17 protein-coding genes are annotated in these 18839 nt (G+C 57.4%); 12 read left to right on the forward strand and 5 right to left on the reverse strand.

What is annotated here, in order from left to right:
* Positions 1-88: 88 nt before the first annotated feature.
* Positions 89-1018, forward strand: coding sequence for an aromatic alcohol reductase (locus tag BK667_RS04345; RefSeq protein ID WP_123596877.1), 930 nt, complete (start codon positions 89-91; stop codon positions 1016-1018).
* Between the two features lie 107 nt (positions 1019-1125).
* Here the strand turns inward: BK667_RS04345 and BK667_RS04350 are convergent, their stop codons facing one another.
* Positions 1126-1557 (reverse strand): nuclear transport factor 2 family protein, encoded by a 432-nt coding sequence (locus BK667_RS04350; protein ID WP_123508997.1) that lies wholly within the window; start codon positions 1555-1557, stop codon positions 1126-1128.
* A gap of 183 nt (positions 1558-1740) precedes the next feature.
* Between BK667_RS04350 and BK667_RS04355 the strand changes: the two genes are divergently transcribed.
* From BK667_RS04355 to BK667_RS04390, 8 genes are all read left to right on the forward strand, one after another.
* Complete coding sequence (locus BK667_RS04355; RefSeq protein WP_123596878.1) at positions 1741-1962, forward strand: hypothetical protein; 222 nt, start codon at positions 1741-1743, stop codon at positions 1960-1962.
* 4 nt (positions 1963-1966) lie between these two features.
* Entirely contained in the window at positions 1967-2707 is a 741-nt protein-coding gene (locus BK667_RS04360; protein ID WP_511261941.1) for a DUF72 domain-containing protein, read from the forward strand.
* Positions 2708-2888: 181 nt separating this feature from the next.
* Positions 2889-3458: a nucleotidyltransferase family protein gene (locus tag BK667_RS04365; protein ID WP_123596880.1), complete on the forward strand. Its 570-nt coding sequence runs from the start codon at positions 2889-2891 to the stop codon at positions 3456-3458.
* 398 nt (positions 3459-3856) lie between these two features.
* Entirely contained in the window at positions 3857-5509 is a 1653-nt protein-coding gene (gene mqo / locus BK667_RS04370) for a malate dehydrogenase (quinone) (RefSeq protein ID WP_123596881.1), read from the forward strand.
* Between the two features lie 214 nt (positions 5510-5723).
* Positions 5724-6026, forward strand: a complete 303-nt coding sequence (locus tag BK667_RS04375) for an ArsR/SmtB family transcription factor (protein ID WP_123509004.1) — start codon at positions 5724-5726, stop codon at positions 6024-6026.
* Positions 6027-6088: 62 nt separating this feature from the next.
* A complete protein-coding gene (locus BK667_RS04380; RefSeq protein ID WP_123596882.1) occupies positions 6089-7063 on the forward strand; it encodes a zinc-dependent alcohol dehydrogenase family protein in 975 nt (324 codons plus the stop codon).
* 41 nt (positions 7064-7104) lie between these two features.
* On the forward strand, positions 7105-7422 hold the full coding sequence (locus BK667_RS04385) for an antibiotic biosynthesis monooxygenase family protein (protein ID WP_123596883.1): 318 nt from the start codon (positions 7105-7107) through the stop codon (positions 7420-7422).
* Positions 7423-7616: 194 nt separating this feature from the next.
* Positions 7617-8684: an NAD(P)-dependent alcohol dehydrogenase gene (locus BK667_RS04390; RefSeq protein WP_123596884.1), complete on the forward strand. Its 1068-nt coding sequence runs from the start codon at positions 7617-7619 to the stop codon at positions 8682-8684.
* A gap of 100 nt (positions 8685-8784) precedes the next feature.
* Here BK667_RS04390 and BK667_RS33015 read toward each other — a convergent pair whose 3' ends face one another.
* Positions 8785-9231: a hypothetical protein gene (locus BK667_RS33015; RefSeq protein WP_148060124.1), complete on the reverse strand. Its 447-nt coding sequence runs from the start codon at positions 9229-9231 to the stop codon at positions 8785-8787.
* A gap of 465 nt (positions 9232-9696) precedes the next feature.
* Between BK667_RS33015 and BK667_RS04395 the strand changes: the two genes are divergently transcribed.
* The 3 genes from BK667_RS04395 (at position 9697) to BK667_RS04410 (ending at position 14405) form a co-directional block, all read left to right on the forward strand.
* Positions 9697-10548 (forward strand): TylF/MycF/NovP-related O-methyltransferase, encoded by an 852-nt coding sequence (locus BK667_RS04395; protein ID WP_123596885.1) that lies wholly within the window; start codon positions 9697-9699, stop codon positions 10546-10548.
* Positions 10549-10922: 374 nt separating this feature from the next.
* Positions 10923-13178: a catalase/peroxidase HPI gene (gene katG / locus BK667_RS04405; protein ID WP_123596887.1), complete on the forward strand. Its 2256-nt coding sequence runs from the start codon at positions 10923-10925 to the stop codon at positions 13176-13178.
* 534 nt (positions 13179-13712) lie between these two features.
* The gene (locus tag BK667_RS04410; protein WP_123596888.1) at positions 13713-14405 is read left to right on the forward strand and encodes a M24 family metallopeptidase; all 693 of its coding nucleotides are present in this window, start codon (positions 13713-13715) and stop codon (positions 14403-14405) included.
* 99 nt (positions 14406-14504) lie between these two features.
* On the opposite strand, the gene BK667_RS04415 is transcribed toward BK667_RS04410, so the two are convergent.
* The 3 genes from BK667_RS04415 to BK667_RS04425 form a co-directional block, all read right to left on the reverse strand.
* Positions 14505-14723 carry a hypothetical protein gene (locus BK667_RS04415; protein WP_123509015.1) on the reverse strand — a complete coding sequence of 73 codons (219 nt, stop codon included), beginning with the start codon at positions 14721-14723 and terminating at the stop codon, positions 14505-14507.
* A gap of 61 nt (positions 14724-14784) precedes the next feature.
* Positions 14785-15807, reverse strand: a complete 1023-nt coding sequence (locus tag BK667_RS04420; protein WP_123509016.1) for an AbrB family protein — start codon at positions 15805-15807, stop codon at positions 14785-14787.
* Between the two features lie 165 nt (positions 15808-15972).
* Positions 15973-18552: a bifunctional diguanylate cyclase/phosphodiesterase gene (locus BK667_RS04425; protein WP_123596889.1), complete on the reverse strand. Its 2580-nt coding sequence runs from the start codon at positions 18550-18552 to the stop codon at positions 15973-15975.
* Between the last annotated feature and the right edge of the window lie 287 nt (positions 18553-18839).

Below are 18839 nucleotides of genomic sequence, written 5' to 3' on the forward strand. Positions count from 1 at the left end.
TATCACCCGTGTGCCTACTTATGCGCGGCGTCGAAGGGTGCCAGCATGATTGCTGAATTTCAGTCATCTGGCGATCAGGAGTCACACGATGAGCAACCACCAAAACACCGGCTCGCGAAACATTCTGGTGCTGGGCGCCGGCGAACTGGGCATGGCCGTGATGCGGGCATTGTCCGCCCAGGCCGAAGGCGCGAAGGTCAGCGTGTTGCTGCGCGCGTCGGCCATTGAGACACAAGACCCGAGCCGCCTCGCGCAACTGTCCGAGCTGCAAACACGGGGTATCAAAACCCTGGCTGGCGATATCGCGAAGGACACGGTCAGTGAACTGGCGGCGCTGTTTGCAGCCTTTGACACGGTGATCAGTTGCGTCGGGTTTGCCGCAGGGCCGGGCACTCAGACCAAACTGACGCAAGCGGCGATTGAGTCTGGCGTTGAGCGTTATTTCCCATGGCAATTCGGTGTGGATTACGACGTGATTGGCTTTGGCAGTGCGCAGGATTCCTTTGACGAACAGTTGCATGTGCGCAATCTGCTGCGCGCGCAGCAGCGAATTGAATGGGTGATTGTCTCCACCGGCATGTTCACCAGTTTTCTGTTCGAACCGTCCTTCGGCGTGGTCGATCTGGCCAACAATACGGTCCATACGCTGGGGGACTGGGATACGCAATTGACGATTACCACGCCCGAGGACATCGGCCTGCTCACTGCCATGATCGTGTTTAAGCAGCCACGGTTTGTGAACCGGATTGTGTACGTGGCCGGTGACACGATCACCTATGGGCAACTGGCTGACGTGGTGGAATCTGCGCTGGGTCGCGAGATATCGCGGGTGCCGTGGAGTGTGCCGATGCTCAGGGCTGAACTGGCGAAGCGGCCGGATGATCAGTTGAGCAAGTATCGGTTGGTGTTTGCCGAGGGCAGGGGAGTGGCTTGGGATAAGGCGGGGACGTTCAATGCTCAGGAGGGTATTGAAGTGGTGACGCTTGAGCGGTGGGTTGCCGGGCATTTGGGTCACTGAGGGATTTGCGGTGTCTGGGCGGGCCTCTTCGCGAGCAAGCTCGCGATGGCGTCAGGTCAGATAAGAAAATGGCTCCACCGCACACCGGGCAGAGCCCATCAACATCATCAGATATGAAACGCCTGCCGCCCAATCAACAACCACTTCCCACCCTGTTTCTGCCAAATCTGAAAGTTCTCGATTTCAGTCGGCACCACTTCCGTGCCATTCAACGCCTGCGCCGAGAAGTGGTTACGCACCAGCGCCGTATCGCCCAGCAGGGTGATGGTCTGCTTCTGCATCTCCAGGGTCTTGAACGCGCTTTTGCCGGTTTCGATATCGGCAATAAATTCTTTCTTGTCCTGCACCTTGCCGCTGGAATGCCCGTAGCTCAGCTTGGCCGCCGTCAGCTTTTGCAGTTCGGGAATGTCCTTGTGCAGCATGGCTTGGGTCAGGTGGTCGACGGCTTGTGCCACGTCTTTCTCAGCGGCAGCCGGGGCGGCGGCGACATAGCCGCTGAACAGGCACAGAAAACCGATCACTAATTTGGCTTTTTGCATGGGTGTTTCCTTGTTGTTGTAGGGAGTCGAGACCGACGATATTCGTCAGTCGTCGTACAACTTAGTAGATATTTTAGCGAGCAGACAGAGAGCGTTTCTGGCGACCCGCGCCATCTGTCGGGCGCGAGGAACGGCCGTTCAACTCAATACTTCCAAGGGAAAACGACCCAAGGGAGCACGACCATGAATGATGATCCGAAGCAGGAAGCCTTGGCCGCTTGGTACAAACTGCTGCGACAACCGGAAATTTCCATGGACAGTGAGGAGCACTACGACGAACTGCTGAAGGCTGCCGACGAGATGGAGCGCGCCGGGCTGATCAACAGCGCGGAATGGCGCGTGCTGGTGCGCGAGGCGGGGGGCGCTTTTGCCCGTTCATTTGCGGGGCTGGGAGGCGGGACTTAGTTCGGTGCCTGGATCGGTTTATGTGGGCACCGCCGGCTGGAGCGTGCCCCGGGAATATGGGGCGATGTTTCCTGAGCCCGGCACCCACTTGCAGCGCTATGCCACGCAACTGACGGCCGTTGAAATCAACAGCTCGTTCTACCGCCCGCATCAGCCACAGACCTATCTTCGCTGGGCGCAATCGGTGCCGCCCGCGTTTCGATTTTCGATCAAGATGCCCAAACTCATCACCCATGTTCAGCGCTTGCAGAACTGCGAAGCGCTGCTCGATGAGTTCTTTTCCCAATGCCTGCAATTGGGTGACAAGTTGGGCTGTTTGTTGATTCAACTGCCGCCATCGCTGGCCTATGACGCCGTTGTGACCGCAGAGTTTTTTCGGATATTGCGGCAACGATATTTCGGCTCCGTAGTGCTTGAACCCCGCCATGAAACCTGGCGCGCAGCCAGCGGGTTACTGATTGAACACCGGATCGGCCGGGTTGCGGCCGATCCATCGCCAATCACTGGCGGCACCACGCCGGGTGGATGGTCCGGGGTGCGTTACTGGCGGCTGCATGGTTCCCCGCGGATTTATTACAGCGACTACGACATGAATCGATTGCAGGTGTTGGCGGCGAAGATTCAATTGTCAGCGCAGGCGGGGGCCGAGACCTGGTGCATCTTCGATAACACGGCGAGCGGGTTTGCGTTGGGGAATGCGCTGAGCGTGCGGGCGCTTTCAGGGCCCTGGTTTGATGGTTATTGAGCGGGCCTCTTCGCGAGCAAGTCGAATCGTCGCACCGCCGCTCCCACATTTAGAACGCGTTCCAATTGTGGGAGCGGGCTTGCTCGCGAAGGCGTCAGTCCAGTACCGGTTTACCGGAGGCGTGTCACCTCGTTTTTGGGTATCGTCAGCCCCAAGGAAGGCAGCCTTTCAAGGAAAAAACATGACACTGACTACCCAGACGCTGATCGATATCGCGATGACTAACCCGGCCAATGCCGAGATTGCCCGACGCTTGCCTTCACTTGGCTTGAACCAGTGCCTGTTGACTGCGGGCTGCCTGTTCCAGGCCGTGTGGAATCTACAATCAGACTTGCCGCCAGCCTGGGGCGTGAAGGACTACGACGTCTTTTATTTTGATGAGGACGTGTCCTGGGAGGCCGAAAATGAAGTCATCCAAAGCGTTCAGCGACTCTTTCACGGCCTGGACCTGAACATCGAAATCAAAAATCAGGCCCGGGTTCACTTGTGGTACGCCCAGCGGTTCGGCAAGTCTTATCCTCAACTTCATTCAGCAAAGGACGGCGTTGATCGCTATTTGATTGCTGGAACGTGCATCGCTATGGATGTTGCCACTGGTGAGGTTTATGCGCCTTACGGGTTGGCGGATACCGAACAGGGCCTGCTGCGGATCAATCCAATCAATCATCAGCCTGATTTGTTTGCACAGAAGGCTCGCAGTTATCAAGCGCGTTGGCCTTGGCTGACGATCCTTGAACCCGATGCTATTTAGCCACCGGGCAGGGCGTACAGACGCCGATCCTCGGGCATGTTTTTCAAATTGCCGCCGATGCGTCCAGACACAGACCCAGACCACCAAGTCGCGAACAGACGCGCGGGTTTGCCGTGTCGTGATATTCTTCGCCCCAACTTGCTTTGACCTATTCAGTTCGCACGTCCCCGAGACGTGCAAACAGGATCGATGTCGCTCAAGTAGCTGAAGCCAATAATGATAAGAAGTCAGTTCAGAGGGACATATAAACTGAGGTCGATGGAGACACGTCGGCCTTGTGTGCCCACCCTCCAATCCTGATGTGCGGGAACCCGCGACATGCTGCCTGCATGCCGTGAACCAGGGGCCTTCGCGATTGGGATGGAAGGGCGGATGGCGTTTTATCATAGGTGCTACAGATGCTTAAGAAACTGAACACGGCCCTGCTGGGGCTGGCTTTGTCGATGGGGATCACGTCCGTTCACGCGGAAGAGGCAAAGAAAGTCGATGTGCTGCTCATTGGCGGCGGCATCATGAGCGCGACCCTGGGTGTATGGCTCAATGAGCTGCAACCGGACTGGTCGATGGAAATGGTCGAGCGCCTCGACGGCGTCGCCCTGGAAAGCTCCAACGGCTGGAACAACGCCGGTACCGGTCACTCGGCACTCGCCGAGCTGAACTACACCCCGGAAGACGAAAACGGCAAAGTGTCGATTCCGAAAGCCGTTGAAATCAACGAAGCTTTCCAGATCTCCCGCCAGTTCTGGTCGTGGCAGGTTCAGCAAGGCGTCCTGAAGAACCCGCGTTCGTTCATCAACTCCACACCGCACATGAGCTTCGTGTGGGGCGATGACAACATCAAGTTCCTGAAAAAACGCTATGAAGCCCTGCAAGCGAGCCCGCTGTTCGCCGGCATGCAGTACTCCGAAGACCCGGCTGTGATCAAGAAATGGGTTCCGCTGATGATGGAAGGGCGTGACCCGAACCAGAAAATCGCGGCTACCTGGACCCCGATCGGCACCGACGTCAACTTCGGCGAAATCACCCGCCAGTTCGTTGCGCACCTGCAAGCCACGCCAAAGTTCGACTTGAAACTGTCCAGCGAAGTACAGGACATCACCAAGAACGCAGACGGCACCTGGCGCGTCAGCTACAAAAACCTGAAAGACGGCACGGAAACCGAAACCGACGCCAAGTTCGTCTTCATCGGCGCGGGCGGCGGTGCACTGCACCTGCTGCAGAAGTCCGGCATTCCTGAAGCCAAGGAATACGCAGGCTTCCCGGTTGGCGGCTCGTTCCTCGTGACCGAAAACCCGACCATCGCCGAACAACACTTGGCCAAGGCCTACGGCAAAGCCTCCGTCGGCGCACCGCCAATGTCCGTTCCGCACCTCGACACCCGTGTCCTGGACGGCAAACGCGTCATCCTGTTTGGCCCATTCGCGACCTTCAGCACCAAGTTCCTGAAAGAAGGCTCGTACCTGGACCTGCTGACCAGCACCACCACCCACAACATCTGGCCGATGACCAAAGTCGGCATCAAGGAATACCCACTGGTTGAGTACCTTGCTGGCCAACTCATGCTGTCCGACGAAGACCGCATGAACGCCCTGAAAGAATACTTCCCGAACGCCAAAGCCGAAGACTGGCGCCTGTGGCAAGCCGGCCAACGCGTGCAAATCATCAAGCGTGATGAAGCGGCGGGTGGCGTGCTGAAGTTGGGTACCGAGATTGTGGCTTCGTCTGACGGCACCATTGCAGGTCTGCTGGGTGCATCGCCAGGTGCATCGACGGCTGCGCCGATCATGCTGACCGTGCTGCAAAAGGTCTTCAAGGATCAGGTTGCATCGCCGGCCTGGCAGGAAAAGCTGCATCAGATCGTGCCGAGCTATGGCACTCAGTTGAACAACGATCCGGCTAAAGTGGCTGAGGAATGGGCTTACACGGCGAAGGTGTTGCAACTGACTCCGCCGCCGGTGATTCCGCAGTTGGCGGCTCCGGCTGCTGCTCCGGCTCCTGCTGATGCAGGGAAGGCTCCGAAGGCTAATGCTGCTAGCGATATGGCTTTGTAAGTAGAAGCCTGATTGGGAAAAGCCCACTGAACCGGGGACGGTCAGTGGGCTTTTTTGTGGGTGGGATTTGGCGTTGGCGAATCACGCAATACCGGAGTTGGCAGATACCCTGTGGCGAGGGAGCTTGCTCCCGCCGGGCGACGCAGCAGCTCAAGAATTTGGTCCGGGTTGATTCTCGCATTGACATATCGGTAAATCTCGATATCCTCGCGGCATGGAATTACTCGAAATATTCAAAGCCCTCTCAAATCCTACACGCCTTGAAATCTTGAAAGGCTTGAAGGACCCCGCAAAGAACTTCCCTCCGCAGGATGAGGGTGACGTTCTCACGGTAGGCGTCTGCGTCAGCAGTATTCAAGAAGGTATCGGACTGTCGCAGTCCACGGTGTCTGGTTATCTGGCAACGCTGCAACGCGTGGGCCTGGTTGAAGTCAGGCGCATCGGGCAGTGGACCTACTACAAACGCAATGAAGCAACCATCAGTGCACTTGCCGAGATCATAGGCAAAGACCTGTAATTTTTTTACCCCAGTATATCGAGATATCTCGATATCCCTTATTGTCGATACGAGGATTTTCAATGAAAGCGATGATGCTTCAATCATTTGGCGGCCCGGAATCATTCGAACTCAGCGACGTGCCCAAGCCCGTGCCGGGTGCGGGACAAGTCCTGGTCCGGGTACATGCAACCTCGATCAATCCATTGGATTACCAGGTTCGACGCGGCGATTATCCCGACCTGGTGCAACTGCCGGCCATTACCGGCCACGACGTATCGGGCGTTGTCGAAGAAGTCGGGCCGGGTGTGACGGCCTTCGCCCCAGGAGACGAAGTCTGGTACACCCCGCAAATATTTGACGGGCCAGGAAGTTATGCCGAGTACCACGTGGCTGCCGAAAGCATTATCGGGAAGAAGCCTCCCTCGCTAAGCCATCTTGAGGCGGCAAGTCTGAGCCTGGTCGGCGGGACAGCGTGGGAAGCACTGGTGGTGCGAGCGGCGCTCAGAGTGGGGGAAAGCATTCTGATACACGGCGGCGCGGGAGGCGTCGGTCATGTGGCGATCCAGTTGGCAAAAGCCATCGGCGCCAGGGTGTTCACAACCGTGCGCGAAGCAAACGCCGAGTTCGCACGAAGTTTGGGTGCCGATGTGATCATCGATTACGAAAAGGAAGATTACGTCGACGCCATCCTGCGGGAAACGGGTGGCCATGGCGTCGATGTTGTGTTCGACACCATTGGCGGCAACACATTGTCCCGCAGCCCCGACGTGCTCGCACAACTTGGCCGCGTGGTCTCGATCGTGGACATCGCACAGCCACAAAACCTCGTTCAGGCCTGGGGCAAGAACGCGAGCTATCACTTCGTTTTCACCAGACAGAACCGCGGCAAGCTGGATGAGTTAAGTGCATTGGTCGCGCGCGGTCAGTTGCGGCCACACGTTGGCGCCGTGTATTCGCTTGCCGACATGGCGCTCGCCCATGCCCGGCTGGAAAGTCCCAACAATGCTGTGCGAGGAAAAATCGCGATTGCAGTCGAGCCATCGCTCGTCTCGTAAGTCCGTACTTTTAACCGATTAAACCCTTTTGGAAGAACGCCATGATTTATGAGATCGCTCTGCTCCCCATTCACAAAGAACGCATTGAACAGTTCAGACGTGCATTTGCCGAGGTCGCCCCTTTGCTCAGCCGCGCAAAAGGTTACGGCGGCCACTTACTGGCGCAAGGGATTGAAACCCCTCAGCTATTCAACTTGATAGTGCGATGGCAATCACTCGAGGACCACACACCGGGCTTCGAAGAGAGTGAAGACCATCGGATGTTCATGACGGGCTTAGAGGAATATTTTTCGGAAGAACCGACCGTCTACCATATTGAGGGGGCAGCTTTTAGCGCTGACCCATTCCGGCGGGATTAGGCAATCATTCAGCAGAATGCAGCCATCGCCCACACCTCCCCAAGCTTTACCCTATCCGCTACGCGACATAACCCAGTCGCCATCGCTTCTTGAGAGCCGGCCATCAAACCGGCTCTCACTGTCATCCACTTGAACGATTCAGCAACTACGCTACTCCTCTTATATTCAACATCCGACTCAAAAAGGCGATCGCAATGACCAAGACTTACAGCTACGCCGCGAAAGACCCCAAAGACTCGCTCAAGCCTTTCACCTTCGAACGTCGCGCCCCGGGCGCGGATGATGTGCAGATCGATATCCTCTATTGCGGCGTGTGCCATTCCGACTTGCACACCGTAAAAAACGAGTGGCACAACACCTTGTATCCGTCAGTGCCGGGCCATGAAATTGTCGGTCGGGTAACGGCCGTTGGCGCGAATGTCAGCAAGTTCAAAGTGGGCGATCTGGCCGGCGTTGGTTGCATGGTCGACAGTTGCCAACACTGTGCGTCGTGCGCGGAAGGTGAAGAGCAATATTGTGAGAGCGGCTTCACCGGTACTTACAACGGTCCGGTGTTTGGTGGCGAGAACACGTTCGGCGGTTACTCGGACAATATTGTGGTGAAAGAGAAGTTCGTTCTGCGCATTTCCCATGGCGACGCCAATCTGGCCGCGGTCGCGCCGCTGTTGTGCGCGGGCATCACGACTTATTCGCCGTTGCACCATTGGAAAGTCGGCCCTGGCAAGAAAGTCGGTGTAGTCGGTCTCGGTGGGCTGGGGCATATGGGGGTGAAGATTGCCCACGCGATGGGCGCGCATGTGGTGTTGTTTACTACCTCGCCGAACAAGCGTGAAGACGGTTTGCGTCTGGGCGCGGATGAAGTGGTGGTGTCGAAGAATCCGGATGAGATGGCCAAGTTTGCCAACACCCTGGATTTCATCCTTAACACCGTCGCGGCACCGCATGATCTGGACGCCTTCCTCAATCTGCTCAAGCGCGATGGCACCATGACGCTGGTCGGCGCTCCGGACAGTCCGCATCCATCGCCTTCGGTGTTTAACCTGATCTTCAAGCGTCGCAGTCTGGCGGGTTCGTTGATTGGCGGGATTCAGGAAACCCAGGAGATGCTGGATTTCTGCGCCAAGCACGGGATTGTTTCGGACATCGAGGTGATCAACATTCAGGACATCAACGAAGCGTATGGCCGGATGCTGAAGGGCGATGTGAAATATCGGTTTGTGATTGATATGAGCAGTTTGAAGAAAGAGGCCAACGCGGCCTGAGATAGAGATTCGGGATCAAGTTTGCTCGACGTCATAAAACCCCGCTGAACCGGTGACGGTCAGCGGGTTTTTTAATGTCCTTTCCACCGGGAAAATCAGTTTATTGGCAACTTCCATACTGTAAAACGCCATCGCAATTGACTAATAGCTTTACATACGGGTAGGGCGCAGGAAAAAACGGCTCCGTTCTTTGTGCTTCATCGTACTGCCAGCTAGCCGCGTTAACAGACGTTTTCCAATCAGGCAGGGCTCTGGTTTGGGAGTTCAGCCGCTTGCAACTGAGATAAAGGTTGCAGGTTCCGGCCGGGTCTTGGGATATCACTTGACGTGTGGTGCAGGATTGAGAGGCAGAACTGAGGTTCCAGGCATCTCGACAGTCCTTATTCTCTACGTTACTCACGCTTGGGCGCTGGTTCTGGGGCAGGGCGGCGCTTGCCTTTTCCGTTCTTTGTAATTCTGCCTGGTATTCTTCGGCAGTCATCGCGGCAGATACGGTGGAGCCATAAAGTGCTGCCAAAACCAGGGTCGTCAATTTGATCAAACTCATGTCACACACCTCCTTTTTTGAAGGTGTAGCGTTGCTCCATGAGTTAAGTAGCGTCTACTGTCATAAATGACAGGATCATTAGACTTTTTTTCGTTCGTATTTTTGAAGGTTATTTCTTTTTGGCGAAATGACCTGCGACGCGTCTCAAACAGGAACGCCTCAGACAAAAGATTCTCCCTGTCACTCCCTAACGCTGCCGCTATCAACACTGTAGCGGCACCCCATGATTTGGATGCGTTCCTCGGCTTGCTCTAGCGCAATGGCATGATGTCTTTGGTTGGCGCCCGGACAGTTCGCATCCATCGCTTTTGATGTTTAACCAGATCTTCAAGCACCGCAGTCTGGCGGTTTTTTTGTATGGAGAGTGGCACGTGGCTACTGTACTATCGCCACGCGCTGGTCTGCCAAAGTTGCAGTGTTTTGCGCAGGCTGATGGAGCTGTTTAATGGCTAACAAGGATATGGAATGAGTTTGCCAATTGATTTTTCTGCTGAGCAATACCTGTTTTTACACCCGGACGTCAGATTGGCCGGGATCAATCCTGAAGTTCACTACCTGACCTGGGGCATCGGAGAAGGGCGGCCTTATAAGCCAAGTCCTGATCCGTTAGTGCCTAAAGTCAGGGGGCAGTTTAATTTTGATGGGTTGAAAACCATACACAATCACGACTTCATAAGTGACCCCCGTTACATCGCGGCCTATGACCGTGGCGTACAGGCCTGCGGCACTGACTATCAATTGTACTGGCGCGTTCACTTGGGGCTGTGGGCGGCACGCACCGCCGCGAACCGCCCCGGTGATTTTGTCGAGTGCGGGGTCAACTACGGGTTTTTAAGTTCAGCTATCATGGCCGATCTGGACTGGGACTACACCGGTAAAACGTTCTACCTGCTGGACACGTACTCCGGTATTGACGATCGGTTTTTGTCTGCCGAAGAGAAAGCGGGTGGTGTGTCTGATAAAAGTCAGAAGTGGGTGGACGACGGCACTTACACGTCAAACATTGACGCGGTAAGGGCTAACTTCTCGGAATGGTCGAATGTGAAAATCATTCAGGGTTCCATTCCGGATACGCTGACTCAGATCGATTCGACTCAGATTGCTTACTTGCACATCGATATGAATTGCATGTTGCCGGAAGTGGCTGCCCTTGAGTTTTTATGGGATCGCCTGGTGCCGGGGGCGATGGTGTTGCTGGATGACTACGCCTACTTTGGCTATCAGCCGCAAAAAGACGGGATGGACGAATGGGCCGCAAAAAGGAATATTGCGATCGCCAGCCTGCCGACGGGTCAGGGGCTTTTGATCAAGCCATGACCGAGTCACCGTCATGCTATGGAAAACCCATGGCGTGACGGATTGCGCGCCCTCCCGGCAGGCAAAAGATTCTCCCTATCATCGCGTAACACTGCGCCTATTAGCAGTCCTCCCCAGACGGTCTAGTCTTACCGTTGCGCTGGCGCATGCTGGCCGCTCAATACCTGATATCGAGATAAGAAAGAGTCACAGGCTTGCCGTGGGCCCGCGTGCTGGCGAATCGATCGCCAATTTCTGGAATTCCCCGTGTGGCCACAATGGGCAGTTGATCGAACTGCCTGGCCCAGCAGCCTATGTCATTGATTTCGCTCATTGCTATTGCAGGCCCGCCCGGGCCGGGTAGCTGGATGAATACGACCAAAGGTAGCTCATACATGGCAACTGAATCGAAATGCCCGTTCAATCACGCCGCTGGCGGTGGCACGACGAACCGCGACTGGTGGCCGAATCAACTGAACCTGAAGATCCTGCACCAGCACTCGTCCCTGTCCGATCCCCTGGACGAGGGCTTTGACTATGCCGAAGCGTTCAAGAAGCTGGATTTTGCGGCGGTCAAAGCGGACCTGAATGCGCTGATGACCGATTCACAAGACTGGTGGCCGGCGGACTTTGGTCACTACGGGCCGTTCTTTATCCGCATGGCCTGGCACGCGGCCGGTACGTATCGCACCGGTGACGGTCGCGGCGGGGCGGGTTCCGGTCAGCAGCGGTTTGCGCCGCTCAACAGTTGGCCGGATAACGTCAGTCTCGATAAGGCGCGGCGGCTGCTGTGGCCGATCAAGCAGAAGTATGGCCAGAACATTTCCTGGGCCGACCTGATTGTTCTCACCGGCAACGTGGCGTTGGAGTCCATGGGCTTCAAGACCTTTGGATATTCCGGTGGTCGCGCTGACGTTTGGGAGCCGGACGAAGACGTGTACTGGGGTTCCGAGAACAAGTGGCTCGGCGGCGACACCCGCTACGACAAATCGCAAAAACCCGTGGAAGAGCCCGGTGACGGTCCGCTCGTCGCTGAACCGGGGAAAAACGAAGAGAGCCGGACCGACCACGGCCGCAACCTTGAAAACCCGTTGGCCGCCGTGCAAATGGGCCTGATCTACGTCAACCCTGAAGGCCCGGAAGGCGAGCCCGACCCGGTCAGATCCGCCATCGACATCCGCGAAACCTTCGGCCGCATGGCCATGAACGATGAAGAAACCGTGGCGTTGATCGCCGGCGGTCATGCCTTCGGTAAAACCCACGGCGCCGGGCCTGCCGACAATGTGGGCGCAGAACCTGAAGCGGCGGGCCTCGAACAACAAGGCTTGGGCTGGAAGAACAGTTTCGGCACCGGCAAAGGCCCCGACACCATCACCAGCGGCCTGGAAGTGACCTGGACCACCACGCCGACCAAGTGGAGCAACAACTACCTGGAAAACCTGTTCGGCTTCGAGTGGGAGTTGACCAAAAGCCCAGCCGGTGCGCACCAGTGGACCCCGAAAAACGGCGCTGGCGCTGGCATCATTCCGGATGCGTTCGATCCGTCGAAACGGCGTAACCCCACCATGTTGACCTCGGACCTGGCCCTGCGCTTCGACCCGATCTACGAGCCGATCTCCCGGCGCTTCCTGGCCAATCCCGACCAGCTCGCCGACGCGTTCGCCCGCGCCTGGTTCAAACTGATCCACCGTGACATGGGGCCACTTTCGCGCTACCTCGGCCCGGAAATGCCCGCCGAAGAACTGCTGTGGCAAGACCCGATTCCTGACGTCGATCATCCACTGGTCAATGACGCCGATATCGCCGCACTCAAGGGCAAACTGGTGGCTTCGGGCCTGAGCGTTTCGCAACTGGTCTCGACGGCTTGGGCGGCAGCCTCCACTTTCCGTGGCTCCGACAAACGCGGCGGCGCCAACGGCGGACGCCTGCGCCTGGAGCCGCAGAAGTCCTGGCAAGCCAACCAACCTGAGCAACTGGCCAACGTGTTGGCGAAACTTGAGGGTATCCAGCGCGAGTTCAGCAGCGGCGGCAAGAAAATTTCCCTGGCCGACCTGATCGTGCTGGCCGGCAGCGTGGGCGTCGAGCAAGCGGCGAAAAATGCCGGACACAACGTGACAGTACCGTTCACGCCGGGGCGGACAGACGCCTCGCAAGAGCAGACGGACGTCGAGTCTTTCGGCTTCCTCGAACCGATCGCCGACGGTTTCCGCAACTACCTCAAAACCCGCTACCGCGTACCGGCCGAGCACCTGTTGATCGACAAGGCGCAGCAACTGACCCTCACCGCGCCGGAAATGACCGCGTTGATCGGCGGCTTGCGTGTGCTTAACACCAACGTCGGCCAAACCAGACACGGCGTCTTCACCCAGCGGCCGGAAGCGCTGACCAACGACTTCTTCACCAACCTGCTGGACATGGGCGTGGAGTGGAAGCCGACGTCGGACACGCAGGAAGCGTTTGAAGGACGGGACCGCAAAACCGGCGCAGTGAAGTGGACGGCGACGCGGGTTGACCTGGTCTTCGGTTCACACGCGCAGTTGCGCGCGTTGGCGGAGGTGTATGCCAGCAGTGACGCGAAGGAGCGGTTCGTTAAGGACTTTGTGGCGGCGTGGGTCAAAGTCATGAATCTTGATCGGTTTGATCTGAAGTGATGTAAAGCAGCAAAAATGCCCGCTGAACCGGTAACGGTCAGCGGACTTTTTTTGCCCGGGATATACACCGACCCGTAGGAGCGAGGCTCGCCCGCGAAAGCGTAGTGTCAGCCGACATTTATCGCGGCTGACCCACCGCCTTCGCGAGCAAGCCCGCTCCCACAAGGAGTGCGGTGATCTGATCCGTATTTTCCCGTGCCACCTGCATCTGTAACCAGATCAGCCCCAGTCCCACAATGCCTCACCGGCCCGGCCGCCTGAAGTGAGCACACTTCACTGCGCCTGTTGCGCCGCAAACTCAAGTAGTAGGAGGCCTTATGGCTAGAATGGCGATTTTCCTGGGTGGGTTTCTGGTGCTGACGATTTTGATTGGAGTCCTTGCCACGATTTCTCCGGTGTGAAGACACAAAAAGCCCGCTGAACCGGTGACGGTGAGCGGGCATTTTTGTGGGTAAGCTAAGGTCAGCACTGTCCCTTGCCACAGGTAGGCGTTCGACGCTTCACCTTGTCACTCTCCCCGGAGCTGCGTCTTACATGCCAATTCCCTTGAGCTTACCCGTCCAAACCGCGGCAAAAGCGGTCCTGCAGTTACTTGTCGAACACATAACACCCACGTCCACAGAAGCATCCATTGCCTGGTTCGCCGCGCACGCGCTCGCCCAATCAGGCTATCCCGAAACCTGGTACTACGCCTGTCCAGCCTTTGTACTGCTTGGGTCCCGCAGCTTGCTCTCTGTGTCAGGGCGAGACTACAGGCCGAGCAACGAAGCGGTTGGAAGCCACAATTTGATAACGGTCGATTTGAGCCCGAAATCAGGCAACGTTTGGGGTGACTGCGCGCGTTCGTTTTATGTGGAAGAGGGCGTGTGCCGAGCTGTGCCAATTGGGGATGAGTTCGGTAGAGGGCATGAGGTCGAGCACCGGTTACACGAGATGATGTGCCGCTTTGCCCGGCCTGAGACGACATTTCATGAGCTTTATGAATTTGCCAATGATTCGATCATCTCGGCGGGGTTTGAGAATCTCGACTTCAGTGGAAATGTTGGGCATAGCATCTGTGTCCGTCGTGATGACAGGTTGTATGTCGAGTCCGGGAACCACAGATCTCTCGGGGAAGTGCAGTGTTTTACCTTTGAGCCTCATGTGCGTCAGAAGAGCGGAGCCTGGGGGTTCAAGCATGAAAACATATATTTCTTCGATGACGATGGCGGCGTGTGTGAGCTTTGAGATCCGAATGTCGTAAAAAGCCCCATCCTGTTTAGAGAAACGGGGCTTTTTTGCATCTCGAAGATCAATAGATCGCAGCCTTCGGCAGCTCCTAAAAGGTTAGTTGCCATCCGCAACCTTGCGCTCTATCTCATCAACCTTCCTCTGTAACTCCTCCGCATCCTGCTCTTTAACCCGGGTTGAAGAGGGCGTAATCACTTCATCCACGCCTCGGGTGTCGTCATCTCGATCCTCAAGATCCCGCTCCACCACGTTCACCGGTTTGCCCGACGTATCGGTCGGCGGCGCGTTCGGTGTTGTTTTCGATTCGTTGTTCATATCGAGTACCTCTGTTGGCCTAAAACATTGGATACGGCGATATGCCCGGAGTTCGAGATTTTTACGACCCGCTCTCGCCCCAGCGCCGCGCCTGGACAATCAGTGCCGGCGCAAAATGCAGCGCCACCATCCGCGCCAGGTGATGGGTCAGGATGAACACCACATTCAGCCCGCCGCTGAACGCGACGATGGCGATGGTTTCGATGGCGCCGGGCATGTAGGCCAGCCACAACGACAACGGGTCGCTGCCCAGGATTCGCGCGGCGACGGTGGCAAATGCGGCGGCGATGAGCAGCATCAGGGCGACGGACATTACCCCGGACTTACCGTGGCGAATCAGTTCTTTCAGGGAGATGTCGTTGAATTTCGAGCCAATCAGCACGCCGAGCAGCACCGTGGCGAAATCGACGCTCCATTGCGGCATGTTGAAGTCGTGGAGGTAGTCCATCTTGACGAAGACGCCGGTGGCGACGATGGCCGTGAGCATGAAGGGTGCCGGGACGCCGATGCGCAGCAAGACGCGGCCAATGCCAATGCACAGGACGATCAGCGACAGCAGTATCAGAAAGGTGCTCACGAGCATCGGCCCGCTGTCGGCAAGTGCCACACCGGTGGATCCGGGAATCAGGAAACTGACCAGCACGGTGATCGACAACAATCGCACCAGGTGCACGACGATTACTTTGCTGGACGCCCGCTCGGACTCCAGCAAGTCGAACACTGCGGCGAGTGCGCCGGGATAGACGGCCAGCAACGAGTCCTTGAGGTTCCAGCCTGACACCTTGAACAACCAGAATCCGGCCACGGTGATTTGGGCGGCCAGGCACAGAAACAGAAAGCCCAGGCTCGGCAACATGGCCGCGGCTGTGTGGCTGTCCCACGACTTGAACATCAGGCCGGTGGCGATCCCCAGCACGATTTGTACATAACCGAGGCTCAAGGGCAGGGTGGGGGCAAAGCGCAGGTTGCTGACCACCAGCGCGCTCGCGAGTATCGAACCGAGCAGCAGGCCATGGGGCACGCCGGCGTATTGCAACGCCGCGCCGACGCCGGTGGCGATCAGCAAGCACAGCAAAGTTTTCATGAGTCGTCCTTGATTCTAGTTGTTACCCAATGTTTCAAAACGTGCACTTTCTCCCACTTGACGGCGGGTGTCCAGGCACCGCGTTGTGTCTGTTTGGCGGTGTGTGGTGATTTCTCAGGGCCTCTTCGCGGGCAAGCCTCGCTCCTGCAGGGGAGGGCGAATTGTTCAGGCTCGGGACTTGCTGAGCAGTGTGCTGAACGCCTGTTTGTCGATTGGCCGGCTCATGTAAAAACCTTGCACCTCGTGACATTGATCGGCGCCGAGGATGTTCAGTTGTTCTTCGGTCTCGACGCCTTCGGCGGTGACGGTCAGGCCCATGGCTTTGCCCAGGCCGATGATGGCCTGGACCACGGCGCGGTCGTTGCCGCCGCTGCCCATCGAGGCGATGAAGCGTTTATCGATTTTGATGCCGTCGAACGGGTAGGCGCGCAGGTAGCCCAGTGAGGAGTAGCCGGTGCCGAAGTCGTCCATGTTCAAGCGTACCCCCAGTTCCTTGAGGGCGTTCATGGTGGTGAGGGCGCCGTCGATGTCATTGAGCATGACGTTTTCGGTGATTTCCAGTTCGAGGCGGCTGGCCGGGAAGCGGGTTTCCACCAGCACCTCGCGCACATCCTCCACTACGTCGCTGCGGGCGAATTGGGCCGGGGACAGGTTGACCGACAGCAGGATGTCGTCCGGCCAGGTCAGGGCGGTTTCACAGGCTTCACGCAGGACCCAGCGGCCCAGCGGCACGATCAGATCGGTTTGCTCGGCCAACGGGATGAACAGGTCCGGCCCGAGCAGGCCTTGGGTTGGATGCTGCCAGCGAACCAGTGCTTCAACCGAGACAATTTGCTTGCCGTCCACTTTGTAGCGTGGCTGGTAATGCAGCACAAATTCATTGCGTTGCACCGCCAGCCGCAGGTCGTCTTCCAGTTGGCGACGGTGTTGAATCTGGTCGCTCATGTGCGCTTCGAAATAGCACCAGGTGTTTTTACCGTCGGACTTGGCCTTGTACAGGGCGATGTCGGCGCAGCGGATCAATTCGCTGGGCTGGTAGCCCTGGCGGCGGCTGAGGGCGATGCCCAGGCTGGCGCCAATATGCAGGGCATGGGTTTCATAGTGGATGGGCCGGTGCAGGCTTTCGATCAGTCGGGTGCAGAACTTGTCGATCTCGCTGCGGCTGTCCACGTTGTGCAGCACCACGACAAATTCATCACCGCCCAGCCTGGCCACGATGTCATGGTCGCGGGTGCACTCGCGCAAACGCGCGCCGACTTCCTGCAACACCGCATCGCCAGCGGGATGGCCGAGCGAATCGTTGATCGGCTTGAAGTTATCCAGATCGAGCATCAACAACGTCAGGGGCGCCGAGTGTTCCTTGAGCAACAAGGCGTCTTCCAGATAACGCGCGAGCTTGTTGCGGTTGGGCAATCCGGTCAGCGCATCGTGCATCGACAGATGCTGGATTTGCGCATGGGCGGCGACTTCATCGGTGATGTCGCTGGCCGTGCCCCGATAGCCAATGACCGTCTCATTATCGAAAATCGGTCGGGCAGACACCCGGCAGTAGCGCTGCTGTCCGCTTTGATCGCGGTAGGTACAGCGCAGGTCGCTGTCACTGGTTTCCTCGGTCAGTTTGTTCAGCCAAAGAGCCAGCGGGGTGGTGTCGCAATACAACAATTGTTCGATGTTTTGTCCCAACCATTGCTGATCGGTAAAACCGGTGACGGCGCTGAAACGTCCGGACAGGTAGGTGATGTACTGGCGCTGATCAATTTCCCAGATCCAGTCGGACGCGGCCTCCGCCACCGCGCGAAAGCGCTCTTCGCTGGCTTCCAGCGCGTGATTGGCGGTTTCCAGTGCCTGGTTGGAGGCTTGCAACACCGCATAACTGCTGTCGACGTACCGGGACGAGCGCAGCGCATAACGAAAGAAGTAGGCGGTCAGCAACATCAGTACTACCAAGGTCCCGCCCAGTGGCGGCAACAATGACCATAACAAATGCTTGCCGGGCTGATCGAGTTCGGCGATCAGGCTGTAGCCGGTCGTTTCCAGCGGCACTTGCTGCTGGTCTTTGGTGAGTGTGCCGTCGAGGGCAAGGTTCAAGTTGTCCAGGCCATAACTGGTGCCCAGGGTGAGCAGTTTGGGCGCGGTCAGTTGATCGACGAACACCAGCACTGACGTGCTTTTCGGGTCTTCAATCGGGCGTTCGTCATTCGGCATGACCGCTTCGGCGGTCAACAGGGCGGGCCTACCCTCGAACATGGTGTACATGCTCACTGGTTTGGTCAGTTCCGCCTGGCTCTGAACTTGTTCGATCAACGCGGCTGCAGAGGCCGTCAGGTAACTTGAAAATTCCTCTTGGACTAACTGACCACGGATCACTGCGTATTTGGTGTGTCCTCGATCGAGTACGAACACGCCTTCGTAGCCATCGCTGGTAAACAGGGTCTTGCCCATGTTTTGCTGGGTGTACGCCCAGTCGGTGTCCACTTCACCGTTCAAATGGTCGTAGGCGGACGTCCAGAAGGCATAACTGGTGATGTAGTTTTTTGACGCGGTGATGCGGTTTTCCAGCGCGCGTGCGGTGTAGAACCGCGTGTCGTTGATGTCATCGGTATCGAGACCGGTGGCGATGCTGAACAGTGCGCCGACCACCATAAAGACGCCGACGACAAACAGAATGCCCATCGCAAAAGCCAGTCGCCGGGTCACAGAGCTTTGTCGGGTGGGGGCGGGGGCTGTATAGGCTGAAACGTCCATGCACTCGTCCTTGATCCATTGTCACGGCAGTTCGGGAGCCCTGGCTGTTGCAACGGTCAGGCTGCCCGGCGATCCAGTCATCCGCGACGGTGGGTGATGAATCTATGGGCGTGAGTATAGGCAGCGTGGGACAGAATGCCGCAATCCCTGGGATTTGTGGTGCATGCCAGGGCCCCTTCGCGAGCAAGCCCGCTCCCACAGGGATTGGTGTTGAAGCATTATTTTGTGAACCACAAGAAGTCCCTGTGGGAGCGGGCTTGCTCGCGAAGACGGCAGCCCGGACACCA

This window comes from Pseudomonas frederiksbergensis (assembly GCF_003732705.1).
In the GTDB taxonomy this organism is placed as follows: domain Bacteria; phylum Pseudomonadota; class Gammaproteobacteria; order Pseudomonadales; family Pseudomonadaceae; genus Aquipseudomonas; species Aquipseudomonas frederiksbergensis_F.

Excerpts from the sequence above, each read along its gene's own strand:
- BK667_RS04365 (WP_123596880.1), top strand. The coding sequence starts at position 2,889 with ATGACACTGACTACCCAGACGCTGATCGATATCGCGATGACTAACCCG.
- katG (WP_123596887.1), top strand. The coding sequence starts at position 10,923 with ATGGCAACTGAATCGAAATGCCCGTTCAATCACGCCGCTGGCGGTGGC.
- BK667_RS04355 (WP_123596878.1), top strand. The coding sequence starts at position 1,741 with ATGAATGATGATCCGAAGCAGGAAGCCTTGGCCGCTTGGTACAAACTG.
- BK667_RS04420 (WP_123509016.1), bottom strand. The coding sequence starts at position 15,807 with ATGAAAACTTTGCTGTGCTTGCTGATCGCCACCGGCGTCGGCGCGGCG.
- BK667_RS04345 (WP_123596877.1), top strand. The coding sequence starts at position 89 with ATGAGCAACCACCAAAACACCGGCTCGCGAAACATTCTGGTGCTGGGC.
- mqo (WP_123596881.1), top strand. The coding sequence starts at position 3,857 with ATGCTTAAGAAACTGAACACGGCCCTGCTGGGGCTGGCTTTGTCGATG.
- BK667_RS04425 (WP_123596889.1), bottom strand. The coding sequence starts at position 18,552 with ATGGACGTTTCAGCCTATACAGCCCCCGCCCCCACCCGACAAAGCTCT.
- BK667_RS04395 (WP_123596885.1), top strand. The coding sequence starts at position 9,697 with ATGAGTTTGCCAATTGATTTTTCTGCTGAGCAATACCTGTTTTTACAC.
- BK667_RS04385 (WP_123596883.1), top strand. The coding sequence starts at position 7,105 with ATGATTTATGAGATCGCTCTGCTCCCCATTCACAAAGAACGCATTGAA.
- BK667_RS04410 (WP_123596888.1), top strand. The coding sequence starts at position 13,713 with ATGCCAATTCCCTTGAGCTTACCCGTCCAAACCGCGGCAAAAGCGGTC.
- BK667_RS04415 (WP_123509015.1), bottom strand. The coding sequence starts at position 14,723 with ATGAACAACGAATCGAAAACAACACCGAACGCGCCGCCGACCGATACG.
- BK667_RS04350 (WP_123508997.1), bottom strand. The coding sequence starts at position 1,557 with ATGCAAAAAGCCAAATTAGTGATCGGTTTTCTGTGCCTGTTCAGCGGC.
- BK667_RS33015 (WP_148060124.1), bottom strand. The coding sequence starts at position 9,231 with ATGAGTTTGATCAAATTGACGACCCTGGTTTTGGCAGCACTTTATGGC.
- BK667_RS04375 (WP_123509004.1), top strand. The coding sequence starts at position 5,724 with ATGGAATTACTCGAAATATTCAAAGCCCTCTCAAATCCTACACGCCTT.
- BK667_RS04390 (WP_123596884.1), top strand. The coding sequence starts at position 7,617 with ATGACCAAGACTTACAGCTACGCCGCGAAAGACCCCAAAGACTCGCTC.
- BK667_RS04380 (WP_123596882.1), top strand. The coding sequence starts at position 6,089 with ATGAAAGCGATGATGCTTCAATCATTTGGCGGCCCGGAATCATTCGAA.